Here is a 22,213-nt window from a genome sequence, read left to right as displayed (position 1 = left end):
CATCATGGAGAAAATTCTTCAAGTTAAGGATTTACAAGTATCCTTTTCAACTTATGGCGGTGAAGTAAATGCCGTTCGCGGTGTTAGCTTTGACTTACATAAAGGTGAAACGTTAGCGATTGTTGGGGAATCGGGCTGTGGGAAAAGTGTAACTTCTCAAAGCATAATGAGGCTTATTCCCACTCCTCCCGGAGAAATAACGGGCGGAGAAGTCCTATTCAAAGGCATGGATTTAATTAAATTAAAAGAACCGGAACTGCGGAAACTCCGCGGTGCAAATATATCGATGATATTTCAAGATCCGATGACTGCGTTAAATCCAACGATGCAGATTGGTGAGCAAATCATGGAGGGAATCATCCAACACGAAAAGATATCACGGGACCAAGCAAAAAAAGCCGCTATCGAGATGCTTACTCTTGTGGGAATTCCAAGTCCTGAACAACGATTAAAACAATATCCTCATCAGTTTAGCGGCGGAATGCGGCAGCGAATTGTGATTGCCATGGCGCTTGTCTGTCAACCAGATGTATTAATTGCCGATGAACCTACAACAGCGCTTGATGTTACCATACAAGCTCAGATTTTGGAGTTATTTAGAGATATCCAAAAGAAAACAGGGGTATCCATTATTCTTATCACCCATGATTTGGGTGTAGTAGCGCAGGTTGCTGACCGAGTTGCGGTTATGTATGCAGGGAAAATCGTTGAAGTAGGGTCAAGGCGGGAAATTTTTTATCAACCGCAGCACCCATATACGAAGGGATTACTTCAGTCTGTACCAAGACTAGACATGGAAAAGGAAGAACTTGTTCCGATACCAGGAACACCGCCAGATTTATTTTCCCCGCCGGTTGGATGCGCTTTTTCAGCGCGTTGTCCGTATGCGATGGAAGTTTGTGATAAAGCCTACCCGTTTAAAACGCACCTTAGCAGCAATCATCAGGTTGACTGCTGGCTGTTGGACGAACGGGCTAAAAAATTGGTTTCAACATTTGTATAAATATAAAAAAACTGAGGGGGAAAAACATGAGAAAATTTATGACAATGTTGGTAACTTCTTTGCTAGTATTTGCTTTAGTAGCTTGTACTGCAAATAAAGATGCAGGAAGTGAGCCGAAAAAGGATGATGGAAAAGGAAAGTCAAGCGAAAAAGTAGAAAAAGTTGTAAATTGGAATAATGGACAAGAACCTACCTCCTTTGACCCGCCAATTGGCTTTGATGCGGTATCTTGGAATGCATTGAACAATCTTATGGAAGGTTTAACTCGTCTAGATCAGAGTCATCAACCCGCAGCTGCCACAGCTGAAAACTGGGATGTATCTTCGGATGGAAAAACCTATACCTTCCATATTCGTGAGGATGCAAAATGGTCGAATGGTGACGACCTAACTGCTGGTGACTTTGTATTTGCATGGAAACGCCTTTTAGATCCAAAAACAGGATCTTCTGCTGCATTCTTAGGCTATTTCATCGAGGGTGGAGAAGCATTCAACACTGGGAAAGGGACTGCTGATGCTGTGAAGGTAAAAGCCGTCGATCCCAAGACGTTTGAAGTAACATTAACAAGCCCACAGGCTTATTTCTTAAGTGTTATTGCAAATCCTGCCTTCTTCCCAATCAATGAAAAAGTAGCAACAGCAAATCCAAAATGGTTTGCTGAAGCAAGTTCATTCGTTGGTAATGGACCTTTCAATTTAACTGAGTGGAACCATGATAGTGATTTCACTTTTACAAAGAATCAAAAATATTGGGATGCGAAAAATGTTAAATTAGATAAAATCCATTGGGCAATGGTTGATGACGAAAATACTGAATATCAAATGTACACCACAGGTGAGCTTGATTCATCGGACGTTCCGCCTGAATTAGCTGAAAAGCTATTTAAAGAAGGGGACGTGAAGGTAGAAGATCAAGCGGGTGAGTATTTTTACCGCTTTAATCTTACAAAAGAACCTTTCCAAAACGAGAATATCCGCAAGGCATTCGCTTTGGCAGTTAACCAGGAGCAAATGGTTGATCTTGTAACAAAAAATAAGGAAAAACCAGCTTATGGTTTTGTCTCCTACGGATTTAAGGACCCAGCAGGTGAGGACTTCCGTAAAACAAGCGGTGACCTCATTAAAACTGATATTGCGAAGGCAAAAGAACTGTTGAAAAAGGGAATGGAAGAGGAAAAATACACAAAACTTCCGGAAGTAACCCTTACCTACAGCACAAGCGATGAACATAAGAAAATTGCTGAGGCTCTGCAGCAAATGTTTAAAGAAAATTTAGGTGTTGACGTCAAGCTTGCGAATATGGAAAGCAGTGTTTTTGCAACCGATCAAAAAGCATTAAAGTTCCAGCTATCACGAAGCTCATTCCTAGCTGATTATGCGGACCCAATCAACTTCCTGGAAAACTTTATTACTGGTTCTCCAATGAACCGGACAGGCTGGAGTAATACTGAATTTGACCAATTAATTAAAGATGCAAAAAATGAAAAAGATGAGAAGAAACGTTTTGAAATGATGTACAAGGCAGAACAAGTATTATTTGATGCAGCACCAATTATTCCACTTCACTTCTATAACCAAGTATATTTACAAAATAAAGATGTTACCGGTGTTGTTCGTCACCCAGTCGGATATTTAGAATTCAAATGGGCAGATAAAAAATAAAAAGCGAAAGCGTTTTGAATCCAAGTTATCTTCGCTCTACATTTTCAAATAAAGGGATGTTCTTTGAACATCCCTTTTACCCTAGAAACATAGACTTATATAGGGTTTAGAAAAGGGGGTTTTAAATGAACGCAGTAAAGCCAAATCGGCTAATAAAAGGAGATACCGTTGGTGTAATTGCCCCGGCAAGCCCTCCGAATCAAGAAAGTCTAGAACGTGGAATCGCTTTTTTGAAGGATTTAGGGCTAAAAGTCAAGGTTGGAAAACATGTTTCCCGAGTTAATGGTTATTTAGCAGGATTCGATCAAGATAGACTAGAAGATTTCCATGAACTTTTCATCGATCCCAAGGTTAAGGCTGTAATTTGTGCCTGTGGCGGTTTTGGAACAGGAAGAATTGCCGAGAAAATTGACTATGAACTAATTAAAAAAAATCCCAAAATATTTTGGGGTTATAGTGATATTACTTTTTTACATACGACCATTCGGCAACAATCGGGGTTAGTTACTTTTCATGGGCCGATGCTGGCATCAGATATTGGGAAAGAGGACACACACCTATTGTCAAAAGAAGGATTTTTGCAATTATTCAAACCCACTTCCTTAGTCTATACGGAACAAATTTCTCCATTAGAAGTTTTAGTGAATGGTGTGGCAATGGGAGAAATCGTGGGTGGGAATTTGTCTCTTCTAGTCAGCACTCTTGGTACAGCTTATGAAATTGATACAAAGGATAGGCTGCTGCTAATCGAGGATGTCAATGAAGAACCTCGGTCCGTTGATCGGATGCTTAATCAGCTTTATATGGCTGGTAAATTAAGAGATGCTAGCGGCATTCTAATTGGAGACTTTTGTGATTGTACGCCAAAAAGGAACCTTTCGTTATCACTCGACGAAGTCATCGCTCATTATGTTCAACTCGCAAATAAGCCGTCGGTAAAGGGATTTTTGATGGGACATTGTAATCCTCATATCGCTATTCCATTAGGAGTACAAGCATCATTGAATACTTATGAAAAAAATTTGATTGTCGATAGTGGCATCTTGTAAAGGATGGGTAACCCATGATTATTGAGCAAATTGAAACATTCCGAGTCGCTGTTCCGTTAATAAAACCGTTCAAAACGGCCCTTCGAACTGTGACGACAGCGGAATCAATTTTTGTGAAAATTACCTGTGATAATGGAATCGTTGGCTGGGGTGAAGCACCACCTACCGTTGTCATTACGGGCGATAGCCTTTCGAGTATTGAAACGGCAATCCACCATGTGATCAAGCCATTTTTACATAAGAAAAACCTTTTACAATATGAGGCAATTTTTCAGGCCTTAAAGACGCTTATGGTTGGAAATCCAAGCCCAAAGGCTGCCATTGATATGGCCATTTATGATTGTTTATCCCAATTTTGTAAACTGCCACTCTATCAATTTCTTGGCGGTCATAAAAAGGAAATGGAAACAGATTTTACCGTAAGCGTGAATGGACCAGAGGAAATGGGCGAGGATGCCGTTTCCTATATCCAAAAAGGATTTAATGTCCTTAAGGTAAAGGTAGGGAAGGATGATATTGCTTCTGATATTGAACGAATCCAGGAGATTAGAAGGCGAGTAGGTAAGGAGATTAAAATCCGCTTAGATGCGAATCAGGGGTGGACTGCGAAGGATGCAATCCGAGCTATCCGTAAAATGGAAGATAGTGATTTACGGATTGAACTAGTGGAACAGCCTGTAAAAGCAGACGATATTGAAGGTCTGAAGCAAGTAACGGACGCAGTCGACACACTCATTATGGCCGATGAAAGTGTGTTTACACCCAAACAGGCTTTTCAAGTATTAAAAACGAGAAGTGCCGATTTGATTAATATTAAGTTGATGAAGGCTGGCGGGATCTATCAAGCTCAAATCATCAACCATCTAGCTGAAACATGCGGAGTCGAGTGTATGGTCGGCAGTATGATTGAAACCCGTCTTGGTATTACAGCCGCTGCTCACTTTGCTGCAAGTAAGCAAAATATTAATCGATTTGACTTTGATGCACCGCTAATGCTAGCAAAGGAAATAGTAGAAGGCGGAGTCCACTATAATAGTAGGTTTATAACAATGCCTGAGGCTCCTGGCCTAGGGATTATGAGTATTGACGTTGAAGGAGGGGTCTTAATTGGCTAAATGGATTGTAAATGTTCCAGTAGCAACCGTATGGACATCATTTGATTCACCAAGAGAAATGGATAAAGATGCAGTAACCAATCCGGTGTCGATCGATTCTTGGTTAGAGGGTTTAACGTATGAAACAAGGCTTGAATTATGCAACGAAAACCTTGTTCAAACGCAGTTATTATATGGCGAAGAGGTTGTGGTTATCGAAGAGAATGGCGATTGGGCATATGTTACCATTCCTAGTCAGCCAACATCAAAAGAGGACCAAGGCTATCCAGGCTGGGTTCCTAAAGCTCAACTTGAGGAGGCTGCTGCTGGCTGGAATTTGGCAGATGTCCCTGTAGCAGTTGTGACGAGACCTAAGGGGAAATTGTTTAAAGAGAATCACGAATCTAGTATAGAACTCTCCTATTTAACATCCCTGCCTTTTTTATATGAACAAGAAGGCAAGATTTTCGTTAAAACCCCTGATGGGACTGGCGTGCTTGATTCAAAGGATGTCGTTGTTTCTGATTCTCCTGTTCAAGGAAATGGCCATGCGATTGTATCCGCTGGTGAACAGTTTTTAAATTTATCTTATCTCTGGGGTGGTATGAGTAGTTATGGCTATGATTGCTCAGGGTTCAGCTACGCGATGTGTAAGGCAAATGGGTATGTGATTCCTCGCGATGCACACGACCAAGCAGTTGCTGGAAAAAAAGTTGAAATAGCAGAAATCGAACCAGGCGATTTATTATTTTTTGCTTATGAAGAAGGAAAAGGGAGGATCCATCACGTCGGTATATATTACGGAGATGGAAAATTACTTCATTCTCCTAAAACCGGGAAAACAGTGGAAATTATTCCTTTAGAAGGAACGATATACGAGCGTGAATTATGTGCTGCAAGGCGCTACTGGGTTGAGACGGGGGCATAATCATGGAGAAGTTATTAGAGGTAAACAATCTTAGAAAGCATTTTAACTTAGGTAAAGATCAAATTTTAAAAGCCGTTGATGGAGTAACCTTTCACATTAATAAAGGCGAGACATTCGGAATTGTTGGAGAATCTGGGTGCGGGAAGTCTACAGCGGGCAGAACCATAATCGGGCTTTATGACGTAACCGATGGTGAGGTTGTGTTTAAAGGGAAAAATATACACAATTTTACTTCGAAAGAGCGATTTGCTTTTCATAGGCAAATGCAAATGATATTTCAAGATCCATATGCGTCATTAAACCCTAGGTCAACGGTAAGTGAAATCATTTCTGAGCCGATGGAAGTACACGGCTTGTATCCAAACAAACAAGAACGACTAAATCGTGTCTATCAATTATTAGAAGATGTCGGTTTAAATCGAGAACATGCCAATCGTTATCCGCACGAATTTAGCGGCGGACAGCGTCAGCGGATTGGAATCGCCCGGGCTCTTTCCCTCGACCCTGATTTTATTATCGCAGATGAGCCGATTTCTGCCTTGGATGTATCCGTTCAGGCACAGGTCGTTAATTTACTGATGAAATTGCAAAAAGAAAAAGGATTAACCTATCTATTTATTGCCCATGACCTTTCGATGGTGAAGCAAATTAGTGACCGTATTGGTGTCATGTATTTGGGGCAATTGGTTGAATTAACAACTAGCAGTCAGCTTTATAAGAAGCCTATGCATCCTTATACCCAGGCATTGCTATCAGCCATACCGATTCCTGACCCAGATATTGAGGACAAACGCGAACGGATCATTTTAAGAGGAGAACTTCCAAGCCCGATTAGCCCGCCTAGCGGATGTGTATTTAGAACCCGCTGTCCAATGGCCATGGATGTGTGCGCAATGGAGAAACCTGCCTGGCAGGAAGTTGAGAATAGCCATTATATTGCCTGTCATTTATATGATATAAATAAAACTGGTGATCATGATTATTCTCAGGTTGCCGCCACGAGGTGAGCAATGGATAAATTAAAGGTAAAAATTGAGGAAGAACTCCGTGGCATCCATGGCCGAATCGGTTTGGCTATTGAAATAGGGCCCGAGAGTTTTTATGTGAATAGCGAGGGAGTGTTTCAATCTGCAAGTCTGATTAAGGTTCCTATTTTAATAGAAGGATTTCGTCAGAGTGAGATAGGGGAACTAAGCGTCGATCAATTAGTATCGATTGCTAATCATGTAGGCGGATCCGGAGTATTGCAGGTATTTTCTAGTGAAGCTCAGCTGACATGGAAGGATCTCTTGACCTTAATGATTACGGTATCAGATAATACAGCCACCAACATGTTAATAGATCGATTGGGAATGGAAGCAATTAATAGTTCCTTTGGAAAAATGGGACTTCAACATACCTCACTTAATCGGAAAATGATGGACTTTGAGGCCATTAAACAAGGACTAGATAACTTTACAAGTCCTTTGGATATTTTGACATGTTTGAAAGTTATCCAAGAAGGGCCTTATTTATCAGAGGAAAGCCAAGCCGCTGCATTAAAAATAATGAGTTATCAGCAATTTCAAGATAGACTTCCAGGAATGATGGATCTTGGAAAGGTATTTGTGGCCAATAAAACAGGCAGTCTTCTTCACGTTGAACATGATTGTGCGGTGATTACCTATAAGGGGAAAACGGCCTATACAGCGGTCTTAATGGACCGACTTGACGATGTTTATACGGGAAAACAGAAAATAAATAGAATTGGTAAGCATATCTATGATTATTTATTGGAAGAATCATAGAATTACGAAGTTTTCACCTATCAAAATATATCCTGTGTATAAAGTAATGCTCAAGTAAAATAACGATACTTCGTAAAAGAGGTATCGTTATTTTTTAACAAGAAACGAAACTTTTACAAATTTTAACACGTAATAAGCTATTATGGGGTAAGGATGGTGATTCATTTGGTTGCAGGAGTTATAACTGTGGCACTTTTGCTAGCAGGTGTGGTCACAGGGGTGGTCGTGCTAGTAGTAAAGGACCGACCGAAATTGGCGAAAGAAAATATTCCTGAGCATTTGGGTGTACTTACCCATGCTCCAATGACACCATTGCTAGAAAAATTAGATTCCGCTTTGAATTCAGATTATGTTGAACAAGTGAAGCAGCGTTTTCTTCAAGAAAATCCGAAACGGACGGAAGATGAATTTGAATGGCGGCTTTTTGAATTAAAGCGTTATTTTTTGCTTGCAAATATGTTAAAGGAAACGCCTATGTTTAGTGAGGCAGTGGATGAAATCTGGCATACGATGTTGCTATTCACTCAAAAATATCAAACTTTTTCGGAGCGATTTGTGGGGAAAATGCTGCATCATACACCTAATACGAGTCCAACGCCTGCACCACAGGAACGTGCCTTTTTCGATTGGGTGTTTTCACAGTTGTTTACGATCACTGAATTTACTTGGAAATCGTGGGGCAGTTTTTTTAAATACCCATTAGATAAAAAGGTTTTACAAGAGTTCGAGGAAGTAAGTAATGAATGGCTGATTAATAGATACTTTAAAGTGAACGAGGATAATAAGGGTACGGTTGAATATCTCGTAAGACAAATGAAACAGCAGGTAAGTGATGCGAAGGATATGTATCAAGTGGACGAAAAAGGTCGATTTACTAAGCAGCGGACATATGGTGAGATGACCAATCTGTCGCTTGCTATGGTGTTTTTCTCTTGTTTTTACTTTGATGATTATTGGAAGTATGCGAGTGTGTATACGTATGCTCAAGCGGCGAATTACACTAGCGGCTGCTCAACTGCTATTTTTTGCGGGACTGCTTCGGATGGTTCTGATCATGGGGGTGGAGATCATGGTGGCGGTCATGATGGGGGCTCAAGCTGTTCAAGTTGTTCAAGTTGCGGTAGTGGATGTTCCTCTTAGGGGAGGATTTAGGTCATAAAGCCCATCCATCTAGAAAAAGAGGGTTTAATCTGGTTATCTGGTGGGCAAAGACCCTTGGGGGACCCAGTAAGAATAAATAGTAAATTTTCGTTAATGTATAGTGACGGGTGCTGTTCTTCATGGTACAAAGGTCTTAAATACCTAATCAAGCGTTTAAGTCAAATACTAGAATCCTAGGTGCGCATGGGCCGAAAAAGACCAAGACCCAAAATTAAGCCTCAATAGGTTTCAATTTTGGGTTATTTGTATGACTCTTACATTGAGGAAATATCTAATACAGTGAATGGGTGAAAAGTAAACTTTTTAACGATCTCCCAGAATCATTTCAATAAACTTTCTATGGGCTTTCGACAACCATTTGTTTTTATGATAGGAAACTTGCGCGTAGAATTTTGGATTCTCGGAAGAAGACTTTATAATCTTCATTTTTTTGTCTCGCAACAGCGCTTCGGCACTTATGAAGGGCAGCATGCTGATACCTAACCCACTTACCACACACTGTTTTATTGCTTCCATACTAGTAAACTCCAAATGATTATGAGTACTTATTCCCTTCTCAATCAAATACCCTTCAAAAAATTGCCTTAAGGCACACTTTTTCGGACTGAAAATAATACACTCTTCATTGGCTTCCTCAATTGTCTTGAAAGAATGGTTTCGTTCCCCAACAAAGACTAATGGTTCTTCCGACCAAGTTTTTGTAATTAAATGCGGAGCATTTACCTTAGGTTCTAATGTTATCGCAATATCTATCTCTCCTGAATGAAGTCTCTCTCGTAGTGGAAGACAGTCATCATTAATTAGCGAAAAAGTAACCTCGGGATAATTCTTTTTATACTCTGATAGTACTGAACCCAGCTTGTATACTGTTATCGATTCTGCTGCACCAATACGAATTTCCCCTTTCATTGACGTGTCGTCTGCTGAAATATGTTGGATCTTTGAATACACAGCAAGTAATTCTACTGCATAAAGATACAGCTCCTGCCCAACCATTGTTAATTGAATTTGCTTTCCCAAACGGTCAAATAAGGGAAGCCCAATCTCATCCTCAAGCTGTTGAATATGAGAAGTGATAGAAGCCTGGGAGTACTGAAGTGTTTGAGCGGCCTTTGTAAAGCTATTCAATTCGGCTACCGTTTTAAACGTTTGTAATTGACGGATTTCGATTGTTAATCCCCCCATCATTCAATTTTTATTATCAGAAATTCTGAACATTTTCTTTAGTTATTTCAATTTTACTGATGGTGAATTATAACATACAATTCTAGTAAGGAGATGATTTGAATGAAAAAAATATGTTTACTCTTACCGAATGGATTTGAAGCAATTGAGGCAAGTGTGTTTACAGATGTATTTGGATGGAACAAAGATGTTAGTGAGGGTTCAACTGAACTCGTTACGGTTGGAACCCGAAAAGAACTAAAATGCACCTGGAACTTTACTGTTTTACCTGAAAAGGTATTGTCAGAGGTAACCGCCCAGGAGTTTGACGCTTTAGCCTTACCTGGTGGGTTTGAAATGGCAGGTTTTTACGAGGATGCTTTTCGATCCGATGTGCTTGAATTCATCCGAGAATTCGATAAACAGGGAAAAGTCATTGCAGCTATCTGTGTCGGGGCATTAGTGCTTGGAAAGAGTGGCGTCCTACAAGGGAGGAATGCGACAACATATAATCGAAGTAATGGCAAGCGACAATTACAATTAGCACAAATGGGAGCTAATTTGATTCCAGATCAACCTGTCGTAATTGATAAAAATATTATTACATCATTCAACCCTTCAACATCATTTGATGTAGCTTTTACCCTTCTCGAAGCACTTACCTCCACAGAAAATGCAAACAATGTAAAAAGGCTTATGGGTTTCATGAAATAATTTCAATTTAAATTTAAATGAGGTGATGCTTTATGGAAATATCAGAAAACACTGCATTACTATTGATTGATGTTCAAAAATATTTTGATGATCCAGCACACGGTAGAAGAAATAATCCAAACGCAGAGGAGAATATGGCCCGATTGTTACAGATGTGGAGAAAATCGAATCGACCAGTCATTCACATTCAGCATATTAGTAAACCTTCCCTAGCCCATCATCCTGGAAGAGAGATTAAAGAGATTGTGGCACCTTTGCCTGAAGAACCGCTATTCATAAAAAATGTAAACAGTGCCTTTATTGGTACGAACCTCGAAAAGTATTTAAAAGATTCTGAGATTAATACACTGGTCATTGCCGGGCTAACTACAGATCATTGTGTTTCAACCACAACAAGAATGGCAAAAAACCTTGGCTTCACTCCAATCATTGTCTCTGATGCTACCGCTACTTTTGATAGAGTCAGCTTTGATGGAAAGCTGTACCGAGCTGAAGAAATACATCAATTGGCTTTGGTTAGTTTAAGTGATGAGTTTGCAACCGTATTGGATACGAACGGTATAGTAAGATTGAGTTGCAAGCAAAAAGGTTAATATGTTCCTTGAAGGAGCAGTGCTAGAGGATATAAAAGCTGCCAGTCGGCAGCTTTTTAGTGTATAAGCAGAAGGAATATTATGTAAATAATTGTACCATAGCAGATGACTTAACTCAGGATATATTTGTTAAGTGTTATAAGGGTCTCCATACCTATCGTGAATATCATTTAACTATCTATATATTTTAGTGATTCCAGGAACTTGACAGGAAAATTAACAAATATTATGATATAAAAAAAGACCGATTGTTCTCTTTTAGGGAGGTAGATAGAACTTGAATAAAGGAGAAAGGACTAAAAATTATATTATTGAACAATCATCTTCATTATTCAATAAAAATGGTTATAAATCGACTTCGATCTCTGAAATTATGATGGCCACTGGTCTAAAAAAGGGAGGAATTTATAATCATTTCGAAAACAAGGACGCCTTGGCAAAAGCTTCATTTTCTCACTCAATAAATGTCTTAAAAGATAAGTATATTGAAGCAGTAAGATCAAAAGATACTTCATCCGAACAATTTGATGCTTTTATTTCTGTTTTCAGCTCTTTAATTGATAACAATTTAGTAGTTGGTGGGTGTCCTATAATGAATGCTGCAATAGAAGCGGATGATTCAAAGGTTGATTTCGAGGATTCCATTAAAGAAGGATTTACTGGCTTAATTAAGTTGATTAAAGGCATTATCCAAAACGGGAAGAATCAAAATGAAATCAATAAAGAAGTTGATACCGAACAAATGGCTGTAATCATTCTTTCTTCCATTGAAGGAGCCTTAGCGCTCAGTCGTTTATTTCAGGATAAAATTTATTTAGAATTGGTTATCAAGCAGATCAAATCAATTCTTTTCGAATAAGGACTCTTTATTTTTTGATTAAAAAAGGACCGCTCGGTCTTTTTGGATCAGTATTCTTATATCTTACAAAAAGAGTGGAGAATGAGTAATGAACAGTAAAATTAATTTGAATGCAAATAGGGAAATATCAGCTCCTCCTGTGGCAAAACTTATTGGATTTGTTCCAGTTGAGATTAAAAGCGGAGAATCCATATTTATGTTAGAGACAAAGGAAGACCATTTTAACCCAATGGGGACAGTCCATGGCGGTATTCTTTGCGACTTGGCTGATGCAGCCATGGGTGTAGCTTATGCAACATTATTGAATGAAAATGAAACCTTCACAACAATAGAGCTAAAAATCAATTACCTAAAGCCTGTTTGGGAGACGAACCTAAAAGCCCATGCAGTAGTCATAAAAAAGGGAAATACCATTGGACTAATTGATTGTTCCATATTTGATGGAAATGAGGCATTGGTTGCAAAAGCAAGTTCAACATGTATGACTTTAAATGGAGAAACAGCCAAAAATAGATCGGTAAAAGTTCAGTAACTCTACATTAGGAGGGGTTAAATTATGAAGCGAAGAGTAGTGGTCACAGGATACGGTGCCATATCTCCATTAGGAAATGATGTGGAGACATTATGGAGTAATATTAAGTTGGGTAAATCTGGTATAAAAAAGATTCAATTTAGTGAATACGAAGACATAAACACAAAAATCGGCGGTTTTATAGATGATTTTAATCCTGAAGAATATTTGGATAAAAAAGAACTGGGGAAATATGATTTATTCGTGCAATATGCTTATGCTGCAGCTAAACAAGCATTAGATCAATCAAAACTAGACTTTACTAACAGTGACCCTCATCGATTAGGAGTTTACATTGGATCTGGGATTGGGGGGATAGATACTACTTTAGGTAATCATAAAACCCTCCTTGAAAAAGGTCCAAGAAAAGTATCTCCATTCATGGTCCCGATGATGATAAGTAATATGGCAGCTGGGATTGTTTCGATTAAAACTGGTTTTAAGGGTCCAAGTTTTTCTCCTGTATCTGCTTGTGCAACTGGAAATCAAGCCATAGGTGAGGCGTTTATAAATATCATGCACGGCTATTCTGATGCTATTCTAGCAGGAGGTGCTGAAGCCTCCATAAATCCTTTGGCATATTCTGGGTTTTCTAGGATGAGAGCAATGTCTACTTCCAATGAATTTCCTGAAAAAGCCAGCCGGCCATTTGATAGTCAAAGGGATGGATTTGTAATGTCAGAGGGAGCAGGAGTCCTACTGTTAGAAGAATATGAGCATGCAAGAAAAAGAGGGGCTACTATTTTAGGAGAAATTATTGGATATGGTTCCACAACGGATGCTTATCATATAACTTCCCCTGACTTTCATGGAGCGGAGAGAGCTATGAAGCTAGCACTGGAAATGGCAAGTATCCAACCATCAGATATAAATTATATTAACGCACATGGAACCAGCACTCCTGAAGGAGATAAATCCGAAACTAAGGCTATAAAAAGTGTATTCGGGTCCCATGCTTATAAATTAAAGGTAAGTTCAACCAAATCTATGACAGGACATTTATTCGGAGCGGCTGGAGGGCTGGAGGCAATTATCACACTTAAAAGTATTATGGAAGATATAATCCCTCCTACCATTAATTACGAAAATCCGGATGAAGAATGTGATCTTGATTATGTACCGAATCATAGTATTCAAGCTGAAGTGAACTATGCTATCTCAAATGGTTTTGGGTTCGGTGGGCATAATGCTGTTTTAGTATTTAAGAAATTCAATGAGGGTAACTTGCCGACCAGATCCTGAGGAAATGTTTCGGCTCTACGAAAAGCCTAAATGCTAATAACTGACTTTTCTTGTATACTCCAGTACCATTGGTGCTGGAGTATACTTGTCTTGATAACTAGAATGTAGTGTCTTAAAATAAAACGGTTTGATTACACTATTTTTGCAACATACTATTTGAAACTCTATGATTTATTTATCGCATTAGATATAGGAGGGATCGTGAATTATGGAAAAGCAGTTACCACCTGGTCAATTCGAAACAGAAAACTGGCCAATACTACACAAAGGAGATGTCCCCAAGTTTAATAAAGCCACATGGAATTTCAGACTTTTTGGTGAGGTAAAGGAAGAAAAGCTCTTATCCTATAAAGAATTCATGGAACTTCCGAAAACCATTTCAACCGTTAACCTGCATTGTGTTACTACCTGGTCTAAATTTGATACATCATTTGAAGGAATTGCATTAAGAGAGTTATTAAAATTTGTTGAAATCAATGAGGGTGTAAAATACATCAAAATTTACGGTTACTACAATGGGGACAGATTTGGTTATTCTGCAAACCTGCCCCTCGATCCACTATTAGGGGACGATTCTTTGTTTGTATACCGTTGGAAGGATAAAAATCATGATTGGCAGGATATTGACCCAAAACATGGTTATCCGCTAAGGTTTATTCCACCAGAAGTATTTTACCTTTGGAAAGGCTCCAAGTGGGTCTCAGGGATTGAGTTTATGAGGAAAGATGAGGCTGGATTTTGGGAAGAGCTTGGCTATTCGATGACAGCAAATCCATTTAAAGAAGAACGGTATCGTTAGCATGGTACGTAGAGTGTAATTGAGAGGGAGGTATTGAAATGAAATTTACTATTCGTATTTTCTACAAGGAAAACTTTAGTAATTCAATATTTGAAAGAGAGCTAAAAAAATCCCTAGAGGAAATTAGTGTATCTGTTTCAAGTATTAATTTTAATCAATTTGAAGAAAAATACTTACATAATAAAAGGACCATTATTGAGGTAGATATTGAAGTTAAAGGAGACTATATCGATTACAGAACTGTTTTCGGATGTGTCTTTTTAGTAGTAGATGAACTTTCATTAAAATTGTCTGGAATAGATATAAACGAATAATAGTTAAACTCTTAATTTTCGATAATAAATTTATTCTTCCATAGACCTCTTGAAAATATATATATGGATAGAGGGGGGAGAGAGCACTTGAACCGAAATGTAATTTCTTTATGGGAAGAACATTTATTTTGGCTAGAGATTTTACAGGATCATGCGTATTTTGTTCGAGATCATCTTTCTGTAAGCGAAGTTGAATATGTGAACACAGCCCAAAGTTATATCAATTTATTTGGGGATTTAATTGCGACATTAAGAACTATTCCTCGTTCAAGTAATTATACAGAGGAAGCTATGATTTATTTTTCCCAGAGAGTATGGCCGGTTGCGAAAGGATATTTCGAATTTGAAGGGAAACTGCAGTCGCTTAGAATAGACAATAAGGTGAACTTAAATTTATCGCCAACCTACCTGAACGGAACGTTAGCAGAAAATCAAGAATATCTGCGACTTTTACGTCAGTGGGTTCAAGGAAAAGAGCCTGCACCTCTACCTTTAGAAGATCTAATGGATTTATGGCTTGAGGACCAGCTGGGACATGCAGTCCTTTTTAAGAATATCATTGATCCAATTGAAATAAGGGCCAGCCATCAAGCGGATCTGTATATTAGCCAATTTCAAGTATTTATCATCCAAAATCACCACTTGAAAGGTTATTTGCGGTTCAAAGAACCGGGTTTTGCCCGTCAAACCGAATTCGCTTATGATGTCGGAAAAACAACCCTGGAAATGAGCCAATTTGTTTACAACATGGTGATTAAATATAAAGAAAATAAAATGTTAAATAAAACAACTCTACGATTTTTAGAACATCATTTTCCAGAAACGTGTTACTTTATTAAAAAGCTAAGTTTTTACGCCCCAGGATTGCAGGAGGAAGCAAGTAAATGCTCTCTAAAAAGGCCATCCTATCACTGAATCTACAGTTGGAAAGAAAGGGGATTTTGAGGGCTCTGAAGGAAAAAATCCCGGTGAAACGGGAATTTTATTATCGCTCCAAAGCTCTATCCCTGCTAACCTTAGTATACTGATTTACTTTCCAAAGAAGCTGACTTCATTTTTGTAATAGGCTTTTTAACATTCGCGAATACAATTCCGCCTAAAATGAGGATCACTCCGAACCATTGTGACAAGCTCACGCTTTCAGCTAGGACCAAGGAGGATAATATCACAGCAATTGGGAGCTCAGAGGCAGTCAAGATGGTTCCAAGTCCTGGGCCGACATGCTTCATTCCAATTGTAAATAAGAGCGGCGGCAAGGCTACGCCAAGTAACCCAAGGAATAATCCATAAGGAGCTACTCCCATAATGACTGGTAAATGCAATAAACTCGTAGGTTGAAAAATCAATAAAACCGTGATCAACCCGCCAGTGGAAAGGAGTGCACTTTTCTGTACAGGCGGTATATCTTTTCCCACGGAGCTGCTGAGAAAGATGAGAGCGGTATAGGTTAAAGCAGAAAGCAGTCCCCAAACTGTCCCCTGCCAGGTTAGTTTTACGCCTCCATCTGTAATAATGCCAGCTGCAAGAATGGAGCCAATGATTAGAATACCAATCGAAACCATTTTTCCGGTGCTTGGTATTTTTTTATAAACCATCCATTCAATAAAAGTGCCAATCCATACAAACTGAAATAAAAAGATGATGGCAAGCGAAGCATCAAGGGTTTGCAGGGACTGATAATAAAACACACCCGTTAAACCAACAGGAATTCCTGATAAAAGTAATTTACCGATGTTTGGTAAAGTAAGTTTTTTCTTTTTCGAAAAAAGAGCGACCATCCAGATGAGCAAGGTCCCAAGTAAGTATTGACTTCCTGTTACCTCTTTCACGGTAAACCCCGCCGAGTAAGCAAGCTTTACAAAGGTCGATAATACTCCGTAACAGCATCCTCCTAAAAAAACAATTAGTGCGTAGTGCCATGTTTTCATTTTTTCTTCCCCTTTCAATATTCAACCAAGGATGGAAAAATTAATTCTTCGACCCTTGGATCCTTTTTCAAACAACAAAAAAGCCACACAGCTCTCACATGAGAACTGTGTGGCGAAAATAGAGTTACCTCTAGAAAAGTCCACAAACAAATGAATTTTGTTATTTAATTTGACTCTGTTACTTTAAAATAAATGACATGAATTGTCAATATCAAATTGTTGCTAACAATAACAACTGTTCACACTCTAATCAGAAATGCTTCTACGCCATGTGTCCTGATTTTTTTACTTTTGTTTGTAAGTATTTTTCATTGTACTCGGAGATATCACCCCATAGAGGAGTACGTCCAGAGACCGATGCACCCGCTGCTTTCAATGCTTTGAGTTTTTTGGGATTGTTTGTGATGAGTGTGACGGGTTTTGTTCTCAGTGCTTTAAGCACTTCGATGGCGTCATCATAATTCCTTGAATCATCAGGAAAACCAAGTCCCTCATTGGCCTCCACAGTATCATATCCATTTTCTTGAAGAATATAGGCCATTGCCTTGCTAAATAAGCCTATTCCTCGGCCTTCATGATTGGCTAAATAAAATAATGCTCCGGTTCCATGCTCAGCAATCATTTTCAGCGATTGTTTGAGCTGAAAGCCGCAATCACAGCGCTTGCTTCCAAAGATATCTCCAGTGTGACAAATCGAATGCATTCTGATTAATGCATCTTCTCCATATTCAAAATCCCCATAAACAAGGACACTTGACTGTTGGTATTCAGCTAAGTTCGCAGAAGATAATTGATCAATGACTTGCTGGAAATCTTCCGTTACATTTTCACTCTTTAGCCAGCTGTACCATTTAAATTCAACCGTTTCTCCGTATAAATTGATTGGGAGTTTGATCGGTCCCACTAGGTAAATTGCTTCATCACCTTTTTTGACTAATTTTATTTTATCTTCTAAAAAAGAGAGAGCATTTGCTTTTAATTGAATTTGTTCCACTATGAATTCCCCCAAATCCCTATTTTCATAGATTTATTAGACTCTGAGCTCTCTTAAGAAAGGACAGGATCAGCAAAATTATCTTGATAGGTTGTTTCTTTTACTCTTTGCTGCTGCTGAAGCTTTTCTGTATGATCACGACGTGCTTCTTCGAATCTTTTTAATTGTGCCTCATTGAGATTCTGTTTGTCGAGTGCTTCGCTCAGCACCTCTGCTAAAACATCCGCATCTAATAGAGCACAATTTATCCCAAAGGCACCAGTGGGACTCATCGTATGTGCTGCGTCGCCCATAATTACCAATCCGTCCTTTACCCAGGTTGGGCAATGACAGCTTTGCACTTTTAATAAAGTAAAATCGTCCCATGTGCGTATTTGTGTACGGATGGTTTCAGCTAACTCAGGAAAAGCCTCAATCACTTTTTCTATAAATGGTGCACATGATTGCCTTTTCAAAGTGGGATAAGAATTTTCTTTAATATTCCAGCCAATTTGTATGAAACCGCCAGCCTGGGTAAACAAAGCCAACTGATCACCATTCACCAAGGCATTTTTAATCGTTGGCTCCCAGCCTGTTGGACTTAGAATTTTTGCCCAAAGCAAATCATATCCATGTGTTATCTTTGTATATGGCATCTTTGCCAGATTCCGTATCGTTGAGAACCGGCCATCGGCACCAACAACGATCTTGCTGTTTATCGTCACTTCTTGCTTGCCATTCATTGCTTTAAGCCCTGTTACACAACTGAGTTCATTAAATATTAACTCCGTTACCTTTGTCCCCATCATTAGCTTAAAATTCAGATAGGGTTCAGATGCCCTAAGCAACACACTTAACAAATTTTTTTGCGGAACATGAATGCCGACATGACGCTCCCCGACACCTGGTGCAACTGTCTTTATTACTTTTCCATGCTGCCAATATTCCACTCGTTCCATTAATAACAGTCCAGCAGCTTCAACTTGATCATAAAGACCATATTTTTTTAAGACTCGTTCTCCGTCCTGGTTGAGATGTTCACCTCTGAATTCCTTATCAATCCCTGTGTGCCGTTCGAGAACAATGGTTGAGATTCCTTTTTTCGCAAGCAAATATCCTAGCAAGGCACCTCCGGGACCGGCACCTACAATGCAAACATCTGCCTCAAGGTTCATAGTAATAACCACCTTATTTTATCTGACTATAATGATTGACGAATCGTAATTGATTAAAGTAAAATATTTATAGTTAATGAGTATTTATTAGTTAGTTACTTTATGTAAGTAATTATATTTTTTAAACTTAAATGTGTCAATCAAATTTGTTTAGCACGTTAATTATGTTGTTAAAAGGAATAGGCTAAGAGGGGGGAAGATCAATGGACGAGTCAGTCATGTGTCCTCGATTTGAAAAAGCGATGGGGATGATAAGCCAGCGTTGGACAGGAATGGTTATTTATCAGCTGTTAACCGGTCCAAAGCGCTTCTGCACCTTGGAAGCTTCTATGGGGATTAGCGGAAGGGTCCTTTCAGAGCGGCTGAAAGATTTAGAAAGCCAAGGGATTGTTAAACGTGAGGTGTTTCCGGAAACACCCGTCCGTATTGAGTATTCCCTTACAGAAAAGGGACTTGCGTTAAAGCCAATCGTTGAAGAACTGGAAAAATGGTCACAAACCTGGATAACAATCGAATAATGGATTCTTTAGGCAACTTTGGCTCGATTCGGTAACTGAGCCAGCGCTGCCTTATTTTTTTGATGTTAAAAAAGCAACCAATTACGGCTGCTTCTCCTGATTTGCTGTTTTTGATTTCAAATTAGTGCGTTCGATTTCCTCAGCAAATTCCTCTTTCATGGACTGGAGATTTTCTTCCGTTCGGGTATCCCAAATACTATAAGGGATTTTATTGGATAAATCCTTTCCATCATTTTGCATCCTTGCCATCACCTCTATTCCATATCGTCTCAATTAAATGAGGAACTATACGACAAGTGATAAAGTTTTAGGCAGGTGAATCGAAGAAGCATAGCCTGCCCAAAAGAAAGCAAACTAAAATCGAGGGTGCTGAATCCGAAGACATATGTAAAGTAGTCGGCATCCTTGAAAGAATAACTAAAGAAAACGATAGGAGTGGTAAGAGAATGACTAAAAATTACAATAACCAATCTAAGAAAAATAAAAATGCTCAATCAAATGCAGATGTAGAATTAGCGGGAGAAAAGGGACTTGAAAAAGTAGCAAGAATGGCTCAAAAAAAGCCAAAATAACGGGATAATTATTTTTCCGGTGTTTATTTAGGTATACTAAAAAGATCGTCTATGTGACGGTCTTTTTATATGAGGAAATCAACAAGACTAAGGGACCCTTCACACAATTTTTATAAGTTGAGGACATATGTCCTATCCAAAACACGTGGAGATATCTTTTAATAAAGAGAGAAAAACAAAAGTAGGGGAGAAGATTATGAAGGGAATTATCTTTGCATTTTTAGGCGGGGCATTTATTACCCTGCAAGGAATAGCTAATACACGAATTAGTCAGGATATCGGCACATGGCAAGCAGCAACGATTACCCAATTAACGGGATTCATAATGGCGTTCATCATCTTACTGATCGTTCGAGACGCTAAATGGCAAGGCTTCAAACAAGTGAAACCATTATATTTGATTGGTGGCGCCTTTGCAGCGATTGTCATCTTCAGTAATGTTCGTTCGATTGAAATCATTGGTGTGACCCTTAGTATATCGGCAATCCTGATTTCGCAGTTAACAGTGACTTTTATTATTGATAGTAACGGGTGGTTTGGACTGGAAAAACAGAAGATGAAGCTGCCACAGATTATTGGCATCGGAATGATGATTGCAGGCGTGGTCATCCTAAGGTCTTAATCGCAAAGGAGTTCCTGCCTGTTGCAGGTGAATACGGGGGGTGAAACTGAGTGAAAGAACTAAATGATCAAGAGCAGTTGCACGCTTATATCCGGACTTATCAACTAGAATCCATATTTCATGAACCATTGCTTCCGCATTTGTCACTATACAGTTTTGACCAAGGGGAACTGATCTGTTCCCAAGGAGAAACTTCACAGTATTTGTATGTCCTGATTAAAGGGAAAGTGAAAATCTATACCAGTTCGTCAGAAGGTAAAACACTTATTCTTTCGTTTAAAAAACCTCTTGATGTGATCGGGGATATTGAGTATGTCCGCGGCATTGATATTATCAATACGGTGGAGGCCGTATCGTCAGTTTGGATGATTGGTATTCATCATCGCTGGTTGAAGAAATATGGAAGCGACCACGCGCCGTTCCTGCAATTTTTATTGGATATTATCACGAAAAAGTTTCAACTGAAAAACAATTCGATGAGCTTCAATATTATGTATCCTGTCGAAGTACGCTTGGCTAGTTATCTATTGTCTGTTTCCTTTGATGATTCGGATTCACTGGAGAAAGACCAGCTAAGAATCAGCATCAAGGATGCAGCTAACTTAATCGGAACTAGTTATCGCCATTTAAATCGAGTCATCACCCAATTATGTGAAGATGGTTTGATTGAACGCAATCGAGGTTCCATCTTCGTTAAAGATAGGAACGGATTAAAGGATCTCGCGGGAGATAATATATATGAATAACCTTTAAAAATATCAACATAAGGGAGAGAAATTGGATGATTTTAGGATTATCATTTGCGATAATTGCCGGTTCGCTGGTAGGTCTGCAAAATATTTTTAATAGTAAAGTCAATGAACGGGCGGGATCTTGGGCGACGACGACCTTAGTATTAGGGATGGGATTCCTCGCTTCACTAACGTTCGGTCTTATCTTTGAAGGCGGACACTTATTCCATTTGGAAAATATGAAGACGTGGTATTGGTTCAGCGGGATGATCGGCGTAGGTGTGGTTGTTTGTCTCGTTCAAGGAATCAAGCGGCTCGGACCCACCTATGCCATTGCCATCGCGTTAACCTCACAACTGCTATTTGCATTACTGGGGGACACACTAGGCTGGCTGGGTCTCCATAAGGTCCCGTTTACTATCAATCAATTGATTGGAGTGCTGGTCATCGTTGGCGGAATTGTTGTTTTTAAATTTGGCGGCAGTGGCGAGGGTAAGAAATTGCTAAATTGGCCATTTGCAAAACGGAATAAAGTTTCTAAATTTCAACAGAGAGAAAACTAATAAACTGAGTAGTTAACACTAAAATGTGCAAAAGGCAGTGCGATTCCGATAGGAACCACTGCTTTTTTTGTAATTTACATATCATTTGAGAGGTTTATTTGCGAAACGAACCAGTTTATTTGCGAAAGCGAGTAATTTGTTTGCTAAACTAAGAAGTTTGTTTGCGAAACCGAGCAGTTTATTTGCGAAAAC

The 22,213-nt window shown here is 39.1% G+C and carries 26 protein-coding genes and 1 pseudogene; 22 read left to right on the top strand and 5 right to left on the bottom strand.

Features of this window, described 5'->3' with window-relative positions:
- The first annotated feature begins 4 nt into the window (after positions 1-4).
- The 8 genes from ACJ004_RS09360 to ACJ004_RS09325 all read left to right on the top strand — a co-directional run bounded on the left by ACJ004_RS09360 (position 5) and on the right by ACJ004_RS09325 (position 8,662).
- Positions 5-1,003, top strand: a complete 999-nt coding sequence (locus ACJ004_RS09360) for an ABC transporter ATP-binding protein (protein WP_410892632.1) — start codon at positions 5-7, stop codon at positions 1,001-1,003.
- A gap of 26 nt (positions 1,004-1,029) precedes the next feature.
- Positions 1,030-2,664: a peptide ABC transporter substrate-binding protein gene (locus ACJ004_RS09355; protein ID WP_410892631.1), complete on the top strand. Its 1,635-nt coding sequence runs from the start codon at positions 1,030-1,032 to the stop codon at positions 2,662-2,664.
- A 125-nt stretch (positions 2,665-2,789) separates the two neighbouring features.
- Positions 2,790-3,713 carry a S66 peptidase family protein gene (locus ACJ004_RS09350; protein WP_410892630.1) on the top strand — a complete coding sequence of 308 codons (924 nt, stop codon included), beginning with the start codon at positions 2,790-2,792 and terminating at the stop codon, positions 3,711-3,713.
- Positions 3,714-3,727: 14 nt separating this feature from the next.
- The gene (locus ACJ004_RS09345) at positions 3,728-4,828 is read left to right on the top strand and encodes a dipeptide epimerase (RefSeq protein WP_410892629.1); all 1,101 of its coding nucleotides are present in this window, start codon (positions 3,728-3,730) and stop codon (positions 4,826-4,828) included.
- Positions 4,821-5,735, top strand: a complete 915-nt coding sequence (locus ACJ004_RS09340) for a C40 family peptidase (protein WP_410892628.1) — start codon at positions 4,821-4,823, stop codon at positions 5,733-5,735. The genes ACJ004_RS09345 and ACJ004_RS09340 overlap by 8 nt, the downstream gene beginning before the upstream one ends.
- 2 nt (positions 5,736-5,737) lie before the next feature.
- Complete coding sequence (locus ACJ004_RS09335) at positions 5,738-6,742, top strand: ABC transporter ATP-binding protein (protein ID WP_410892627.1); 1,005 nt, start codon at positions 5,738-5,740, stop codon at positions 6,740-6,742.
- A 3-nt stretch (positions 6,743-6,745) separates the two neighbouring features.
- Positions 6,746-7,522 carry a serine hydrolase gene (locus ACJ004_RS09330; protein WP_410892626.1) on the top strand — a complete coding sequence of 259 codons (777 nt, stop codon included), beginning with the start codon at positions 6,746-6,748 and terminating at the stop codon, positions 7,520-7,522.
- Between the two features lie 186 nt (positions 7,523-7,708).
- Positions 7,709-8,662 carry a glycine-rich domain-containing protein gene (locus tag ACJ004_RS09325; RefSeq protein ID WP_410892625.1) on the top strand — a complete coding sequence of 318 codons (954 nt, stop codon included), beginning with the start codon at positions 7,709-7,711 and terminating at the stop codon, positions 8,660-8,662.
- Between the two features lie 324 nt (positions 8,663-8,986).
- Here the strand turns inward: ACJ004_RS09325 and ACJ004_RS09320 are convergent, their stop codons facing one another.
- Positions 8,987-9,868: a LysR family transcriptional regulator gene (locus ACJ004_RS09320; RefSeq protein ID WP_410892624.1), complete on the bottom strand. Its 882-nt coding sequence runs from the start codon at positions 9,866-9,868 to the stop codon at positions 8,987-8,989.
- A 102-nt stretch (positions 9,869-9,970) separates the two neighbouring features.
- Between ACJ004_RS09320 and ACJ004_RS09315 the strand changes: the two genes are divergently transcribed.
- The 9 genes and pseudogenes from ACJ004_RS09315 to ACJ004_RS09275 all read left to right on the top strand — a co-directional run bounded on the left by ACJ004_RS09315 (position 9,971) and on the right by ACJ004_RS09275 (position 15,854).
- On the top strand, positions 9,971-10,561 hold the full coding sequence (locus ACJ004_RS09315) for a DJ-1/PfpI family protein (RefSeq protein WP_410892623.1): 591 nt from the start codon (positions 9,971-9,973) through the stop codon (positions 10,559-10,561).
- Between the two features lie 32 nt (positions 10,562-10,593).
- Positions 10,594-11,154 carry a cysteine hydrolase family protein gene (locus tag ACJ004_RS09310; RefSeq protein ID WP_410892622.1) on the top strand — a complete coding sequence of 187 codons (561 nt, stop codon included), beginning with the start codon at positions 10,594-10,596 and terminating at the stop codon, positions 11,152-11,154.
- Positions 11,155-11,234: 80 nt separating this feature from the next.
- Positions 11,235-11,315, top strand: a pseudogene (locus ACJ004_RS09305) (sigma-70 family RNA polymerase sigma factor); the annotation flags it as partial.
- Between the two features lie 116 nt (positions 11,316-11,431).
- A complete protein-coding gene (locus ACJ004_RS09300; RefSeq protein WP_410892621.1) occupies positions 11,432-12,013 on the top strand; it encodes a TetR/AcrR family transcriptional regulator in 582 nt (193 codons plus the stop codon).
- A gap of 88 nt (positions 12,014-12,101) precedes the next feature.
- Positions 12,102-12,545 (top strand): PaaI family thioesterase, encoded by a 444-nt coding sequence (locus tag ACJ004_RS09295; protein ID WP_410892620.1) that lies wholly within the window; start codon positions 12,102-12,104, stop codon positions 12,543-12,545.
- Positions 12,546-12,569: 24 nt separating this feature from the next.
- On the top strand, positions 12,570-13,826 hold the full coding sequence (gene fabF / locus ACJ004_RS09290; protein WP_410892619.1) for a beta-ketoacyl-ACP synthase II: 1,257 nt from the start codon (positions 12,570-12,572) through the stop codon (positions 13,824-13,826).
- A 208-nt stretch (positions 13,827-14,034) separates the two neighbouring features.
- Positions 14,035-14,625, top strand: a complete 591-nt coding sequence (locus ACJ004_RS09285; RefSeq protein ID WP_410892618.1) for a molybdopterin-dependent oxidoreductase — start codon at positions 14,035-14,037, stop codon at positions 14,623-14,625.
- A 38-nt stretch (positions 14,626-14,663) separates the two neighbouring features.
- Positions 14,664-14,939 (top strand): hypothetical protein, encoded by a 276-nt coding sequence (locus tag ACJ004_RS09280; RefSeq protein WP_410892617.1) that lies wholly within the window; start codon positions 14,664-14,666, stop codon positions 14,937-14,939.
- 87 nt (positions 14,940-15,026) lie between these two features.
- Entirely contained in the window at positions 15,027-15,854 is an 828-nt protein-coding gene (locus ACJ004_RS09275) for a DUF2935 domain-containing protein (protein WP_410892616.1), read from the top strand.
- Positions 15,855-15,955: 101 nt separating this feature from the next.
- Here the strand turns inward: ACJ004_RS09275 and ACJ004_RS09270 are convergent, their stop codons facing one another.
- From ACJ004_RS09270 to ACJ004_RS09260, 3 genes are all read right to left on the bottom strand, one after another.
- Positions 15,956-16,867: an EamA family transporter gene (locus ACJ004_RS09270; RefSeq protein ID WP_410892615.1), complete on the bottom strand. Its 912-nt coding sequence runs from the start codon at positions 16,865-16,867 to the stop codon at positions 15,956-15,958.
- A gap of 262 nt (positions 16,868-17,129) precedes the next feature.
- Complete coding sequence (locus tag ACJ004_RS09265; protein ID WP_410892614.1) at positions 17,130-17,861, bottom strand: GTP cyclohydrolase II; 732 nt, start codon at positions 17,859-17,861, stop codon at positions 17,130-17,132.
- A gap of 53 nt (positions 17,862-17,914) precedes the next feature.
- The gene (locus ACJ004_RS09260; RefSeq protein WP_410892613.1) at positions 17,915-19,015 is read right to left on the bottom strand and encodes an FAD-dependent monooxygenase; all 1,101 of its coding nucleotides are present in this window, start codon (positions 19,013-19,015) and stop codon (positions 17,915-17,917) included.
- Between the two features lie 203 nt (positions 19,016-19,218).
- Between ACJ004_RS09260 and ACJ004_RS09255 the strand changes: the two genes are divergently transcribed.
- The gene (locus ACJ004_RS09255; protein ID WP_410892612.1) at positions 19,219-19,533 is read left to right on the top strand and encodes a winged helix-turn-helix transcriptional regulator; all 315 of its coding nucleotides are present in this window, start codon (positions 19,219-19,221) and stop codon (positions 19,531-19,533) included.
- 81 nt (positions 19,534-19,614) lie between these two features.
- On the opposite strand, the gene ACJ004_RS09250 is transcribed toward ACJ004_RS09255, so the two are convergent.
- Positions 19,615-19,773 (bottom strand): hypothetical protein, encoded by a 159-nt coding sequence (locus ACJ004_RS09250; protein ID WP_410892611.1) that lies wholly within the window; start codon positions 19,771-19,773, stop codon positions 19,615-19,617.
- A gap of 206 nt (positions 19,774-19,979) precedes the next feature.
- On the opposite strand from ACJ004_RS09250, the gene ACJ004_RS09245 reads away from it, so the two are divergent.
- The 4 genes from ACJ004_RS09245 to ACJ004_RS09230 all read left to right on the top strand — a co-directional run bounded on the left by ACJ004_RS09245 (position 19,980) and on the right by ACJ004_RS09230 (position 22,021).
- Complete coding sequence (locus ACJ004_RS09245; RefSeq protein WP_410892610.1) at positions 19,980-20,105, top strand: hypothetical protein; 126 nt, start codon at positions 19,980-19,982, stop codon at positions 20,103-20,105.
- 196 nt (positions 20,106-20,301) lie between these two features.
- Positions 20,302-20,727: a DMT family transporter gene (locus ACJ004_RS09240; RefSeq protein ID WP_410892609.1), complete on the top strand. Its 426-nt coding sequence runs from the start codon at positions 20,302-20,304 to the stop codon at positions 20,725-20,727.
- Between the two features lie 50 nt (positions 20,728-20,777).
- Complete coding sequence (locus tag ACJ004_RS09235) at positions 20,778-21,473, top strand: Crp/Fnr family transcriptional regulator (protein WP_410892608.1); 696 nt, start codon at positions 20,778-20,780, stop codon at positions 21,471-21,473.
- 35 nt (positions 21,474-21,508) lie between these two features.
- Positions 21,509-22,021 carry a DMT family transporter gene (locus ACJ004_RS09230; protein ID WP_410892607.1) on the top strand — a complete coding sequence of 171 codons (513 nt, stop codon included), beginning with the start codon at positions 21,509-21,511 and terminating at the stop codon, positions 22,019-22,021.
- Positions 22,022-22,213: the final 192 nt, after the last annotated feature.

The sequence above is a fragment of the Neobacillus sp. 204 genome, from assembly GCF_046562815.1.
Classification (GTDB): Bacteria; Bacillota; Bacilli; order Bacillales; family Cytobacillaceae; genus Neobacillus.
Note: the sequence above shows the minus strand (reverse complement) of the source record. Positions and strands in the feature narration are given on the sequence as shown.

Excerpts from the sequence above, each read along its gene's own strand:
- ACJ004_RS09360 (WP_410892632.1), top strand. The coding sequence starts at position 5 with ATGGAGAAAATTCTTCAAGTTAAGGATTTACAAGTATCCTTTTCAACT.
- ACJ004_RS09355 (WP_410892631.1), top strand. The coding sequence starts at position 1,030 with ATGAGAAAATTTATGACAATGTTGGTAACTTCTTTGCTAGTATTTGCT.
- ACJ004_RS09350 (WP_410892630.1), top strand. The coding sequence starts at position 2,790 with ATGAACGCAGTAAAGCCAAATCGGCTAATAAAAGGAGATACCGTTGGT.
- ACJ004_RS09345 (WP_410892629.1), top strand. The coding sequence starts at position 3,728 with ATGATTATTGAGCAAATTGAAACATTCCGAGTCGCTGTTCCGTTAATA.
- ACJ004_RS09335 (WP_410892627.1), top strand. The coding sequence starts at position 5,738 with ATGGAGAAGTTATTAGAGGTAAACAATCTTAGAAAGCATTTTAACTTA.
- ACJ004_RS09330 (WP_410892626.1), top strand. The coding sequence starts at position 6,746 with ATGGATAAATTAAAGGTAAAAATTGAGGAAGAACTCCGTGGCATCCAT.
- ACJ004_RS09320 (WP_410892624.1), bottom strand. The coding sequence starts at position 9,868 with ATGGGGGGATTAACAATCGAAATCCGTCAATTACAAACGTTTAAAACG.
- ACJ004_RS09315 (WP_410892623.1), top strand. The coding sequence starts at position 9,971 with ATGAAAAAAATATGTTTACTCTTACCGAATGGATTTGAAGCAATTGAG.
- ACJ004_RS09310 (WP_410892622.1), top strand. The coding sequence starts at position 10,594 with ATGGAAATATCAGAAAACACTGCATTACTATTGATTGATGTTCAAAAA.
- ACJ004_RS09295 (WP_410892620.1), top strand. The coding sequence starts at position 12,102 with ATGAACAGTAAAATTAATTTGAATGCAAATAGGGAAATATCAGCTCCT.
- fabF (WP_410892619.1), top strand. The coding sequence starts at position 12,570 with ATGAAGCGAAGAGTAGTGGTCACAGGATACGGTGCCATATCTCCATTA.
- ACJ004_RS09285 (WP_410892618.1), top strand. The coding sequence starts at position 14,035 with ATGGAAAAGCAGTTACCACCTGGTCAATTCGAAACAGAAAACTGGCCA.
- ACJ004_RS09280 (WP_410892617.1), top strand. The coding sequence starts at position 14,664 with ATGAAATTTACTATTCGTATTTTCTACAAGGAAAACTTTAGTAATTCA.
- ACJ004_RS09270 (WP_410892615.1), bottom strand. The coding sequence starts at position 16,867 with ATGAAAACATGGCACTACGCACTAATTGTTTTTTTAGGAGGATGCTGT.
- ACJ004_RS09260 (WP_410892613.1), bottom strand. The coding sequence starts at position 19,015 with ATGAACCTTGAGGCAGATGTTTGCATTGTAGGTGCCGGTCCCGGAGGT.
- ACJ004_RS09255 (WP_410892612.1), top strand. The coding sequence starts at position 19,219 with ATGGACGAGTCAGTCATGTGTCCTCGATTTGAAAAAGCGATGGGGATG.
- ACJ004_RS09250 (WP_410892611.1), bottom strand. The coding sequence starts at position 19,773 with ATGCAAAATGATGGAAAGGATTTATCCAATAAAATCCCTTATAGTATT.
- ACJ004_RS09245 (WP_410892610.1), top strand. The coding sequence starts at position 19,980 with ATGACTAAAAATTACAATAACCAATCTAAGAAAAATAAAAATGCTCAA.
- ACJ004_RS09240 (WP_410892609.1), top strand. The coding sequence starts at position 20,302 with ATGAAGGGAATTATCTTTGCATTTTTAGGCGGGGCATTTATTACCCTG.
- ACJ004_RS09230 (WP_410892607.1), top strand. The coding sequence starts at position 21,509 with ATGATTTTAGGATTATCATTTGCGATAATTGCCGGTTCGCTGGTAGGT.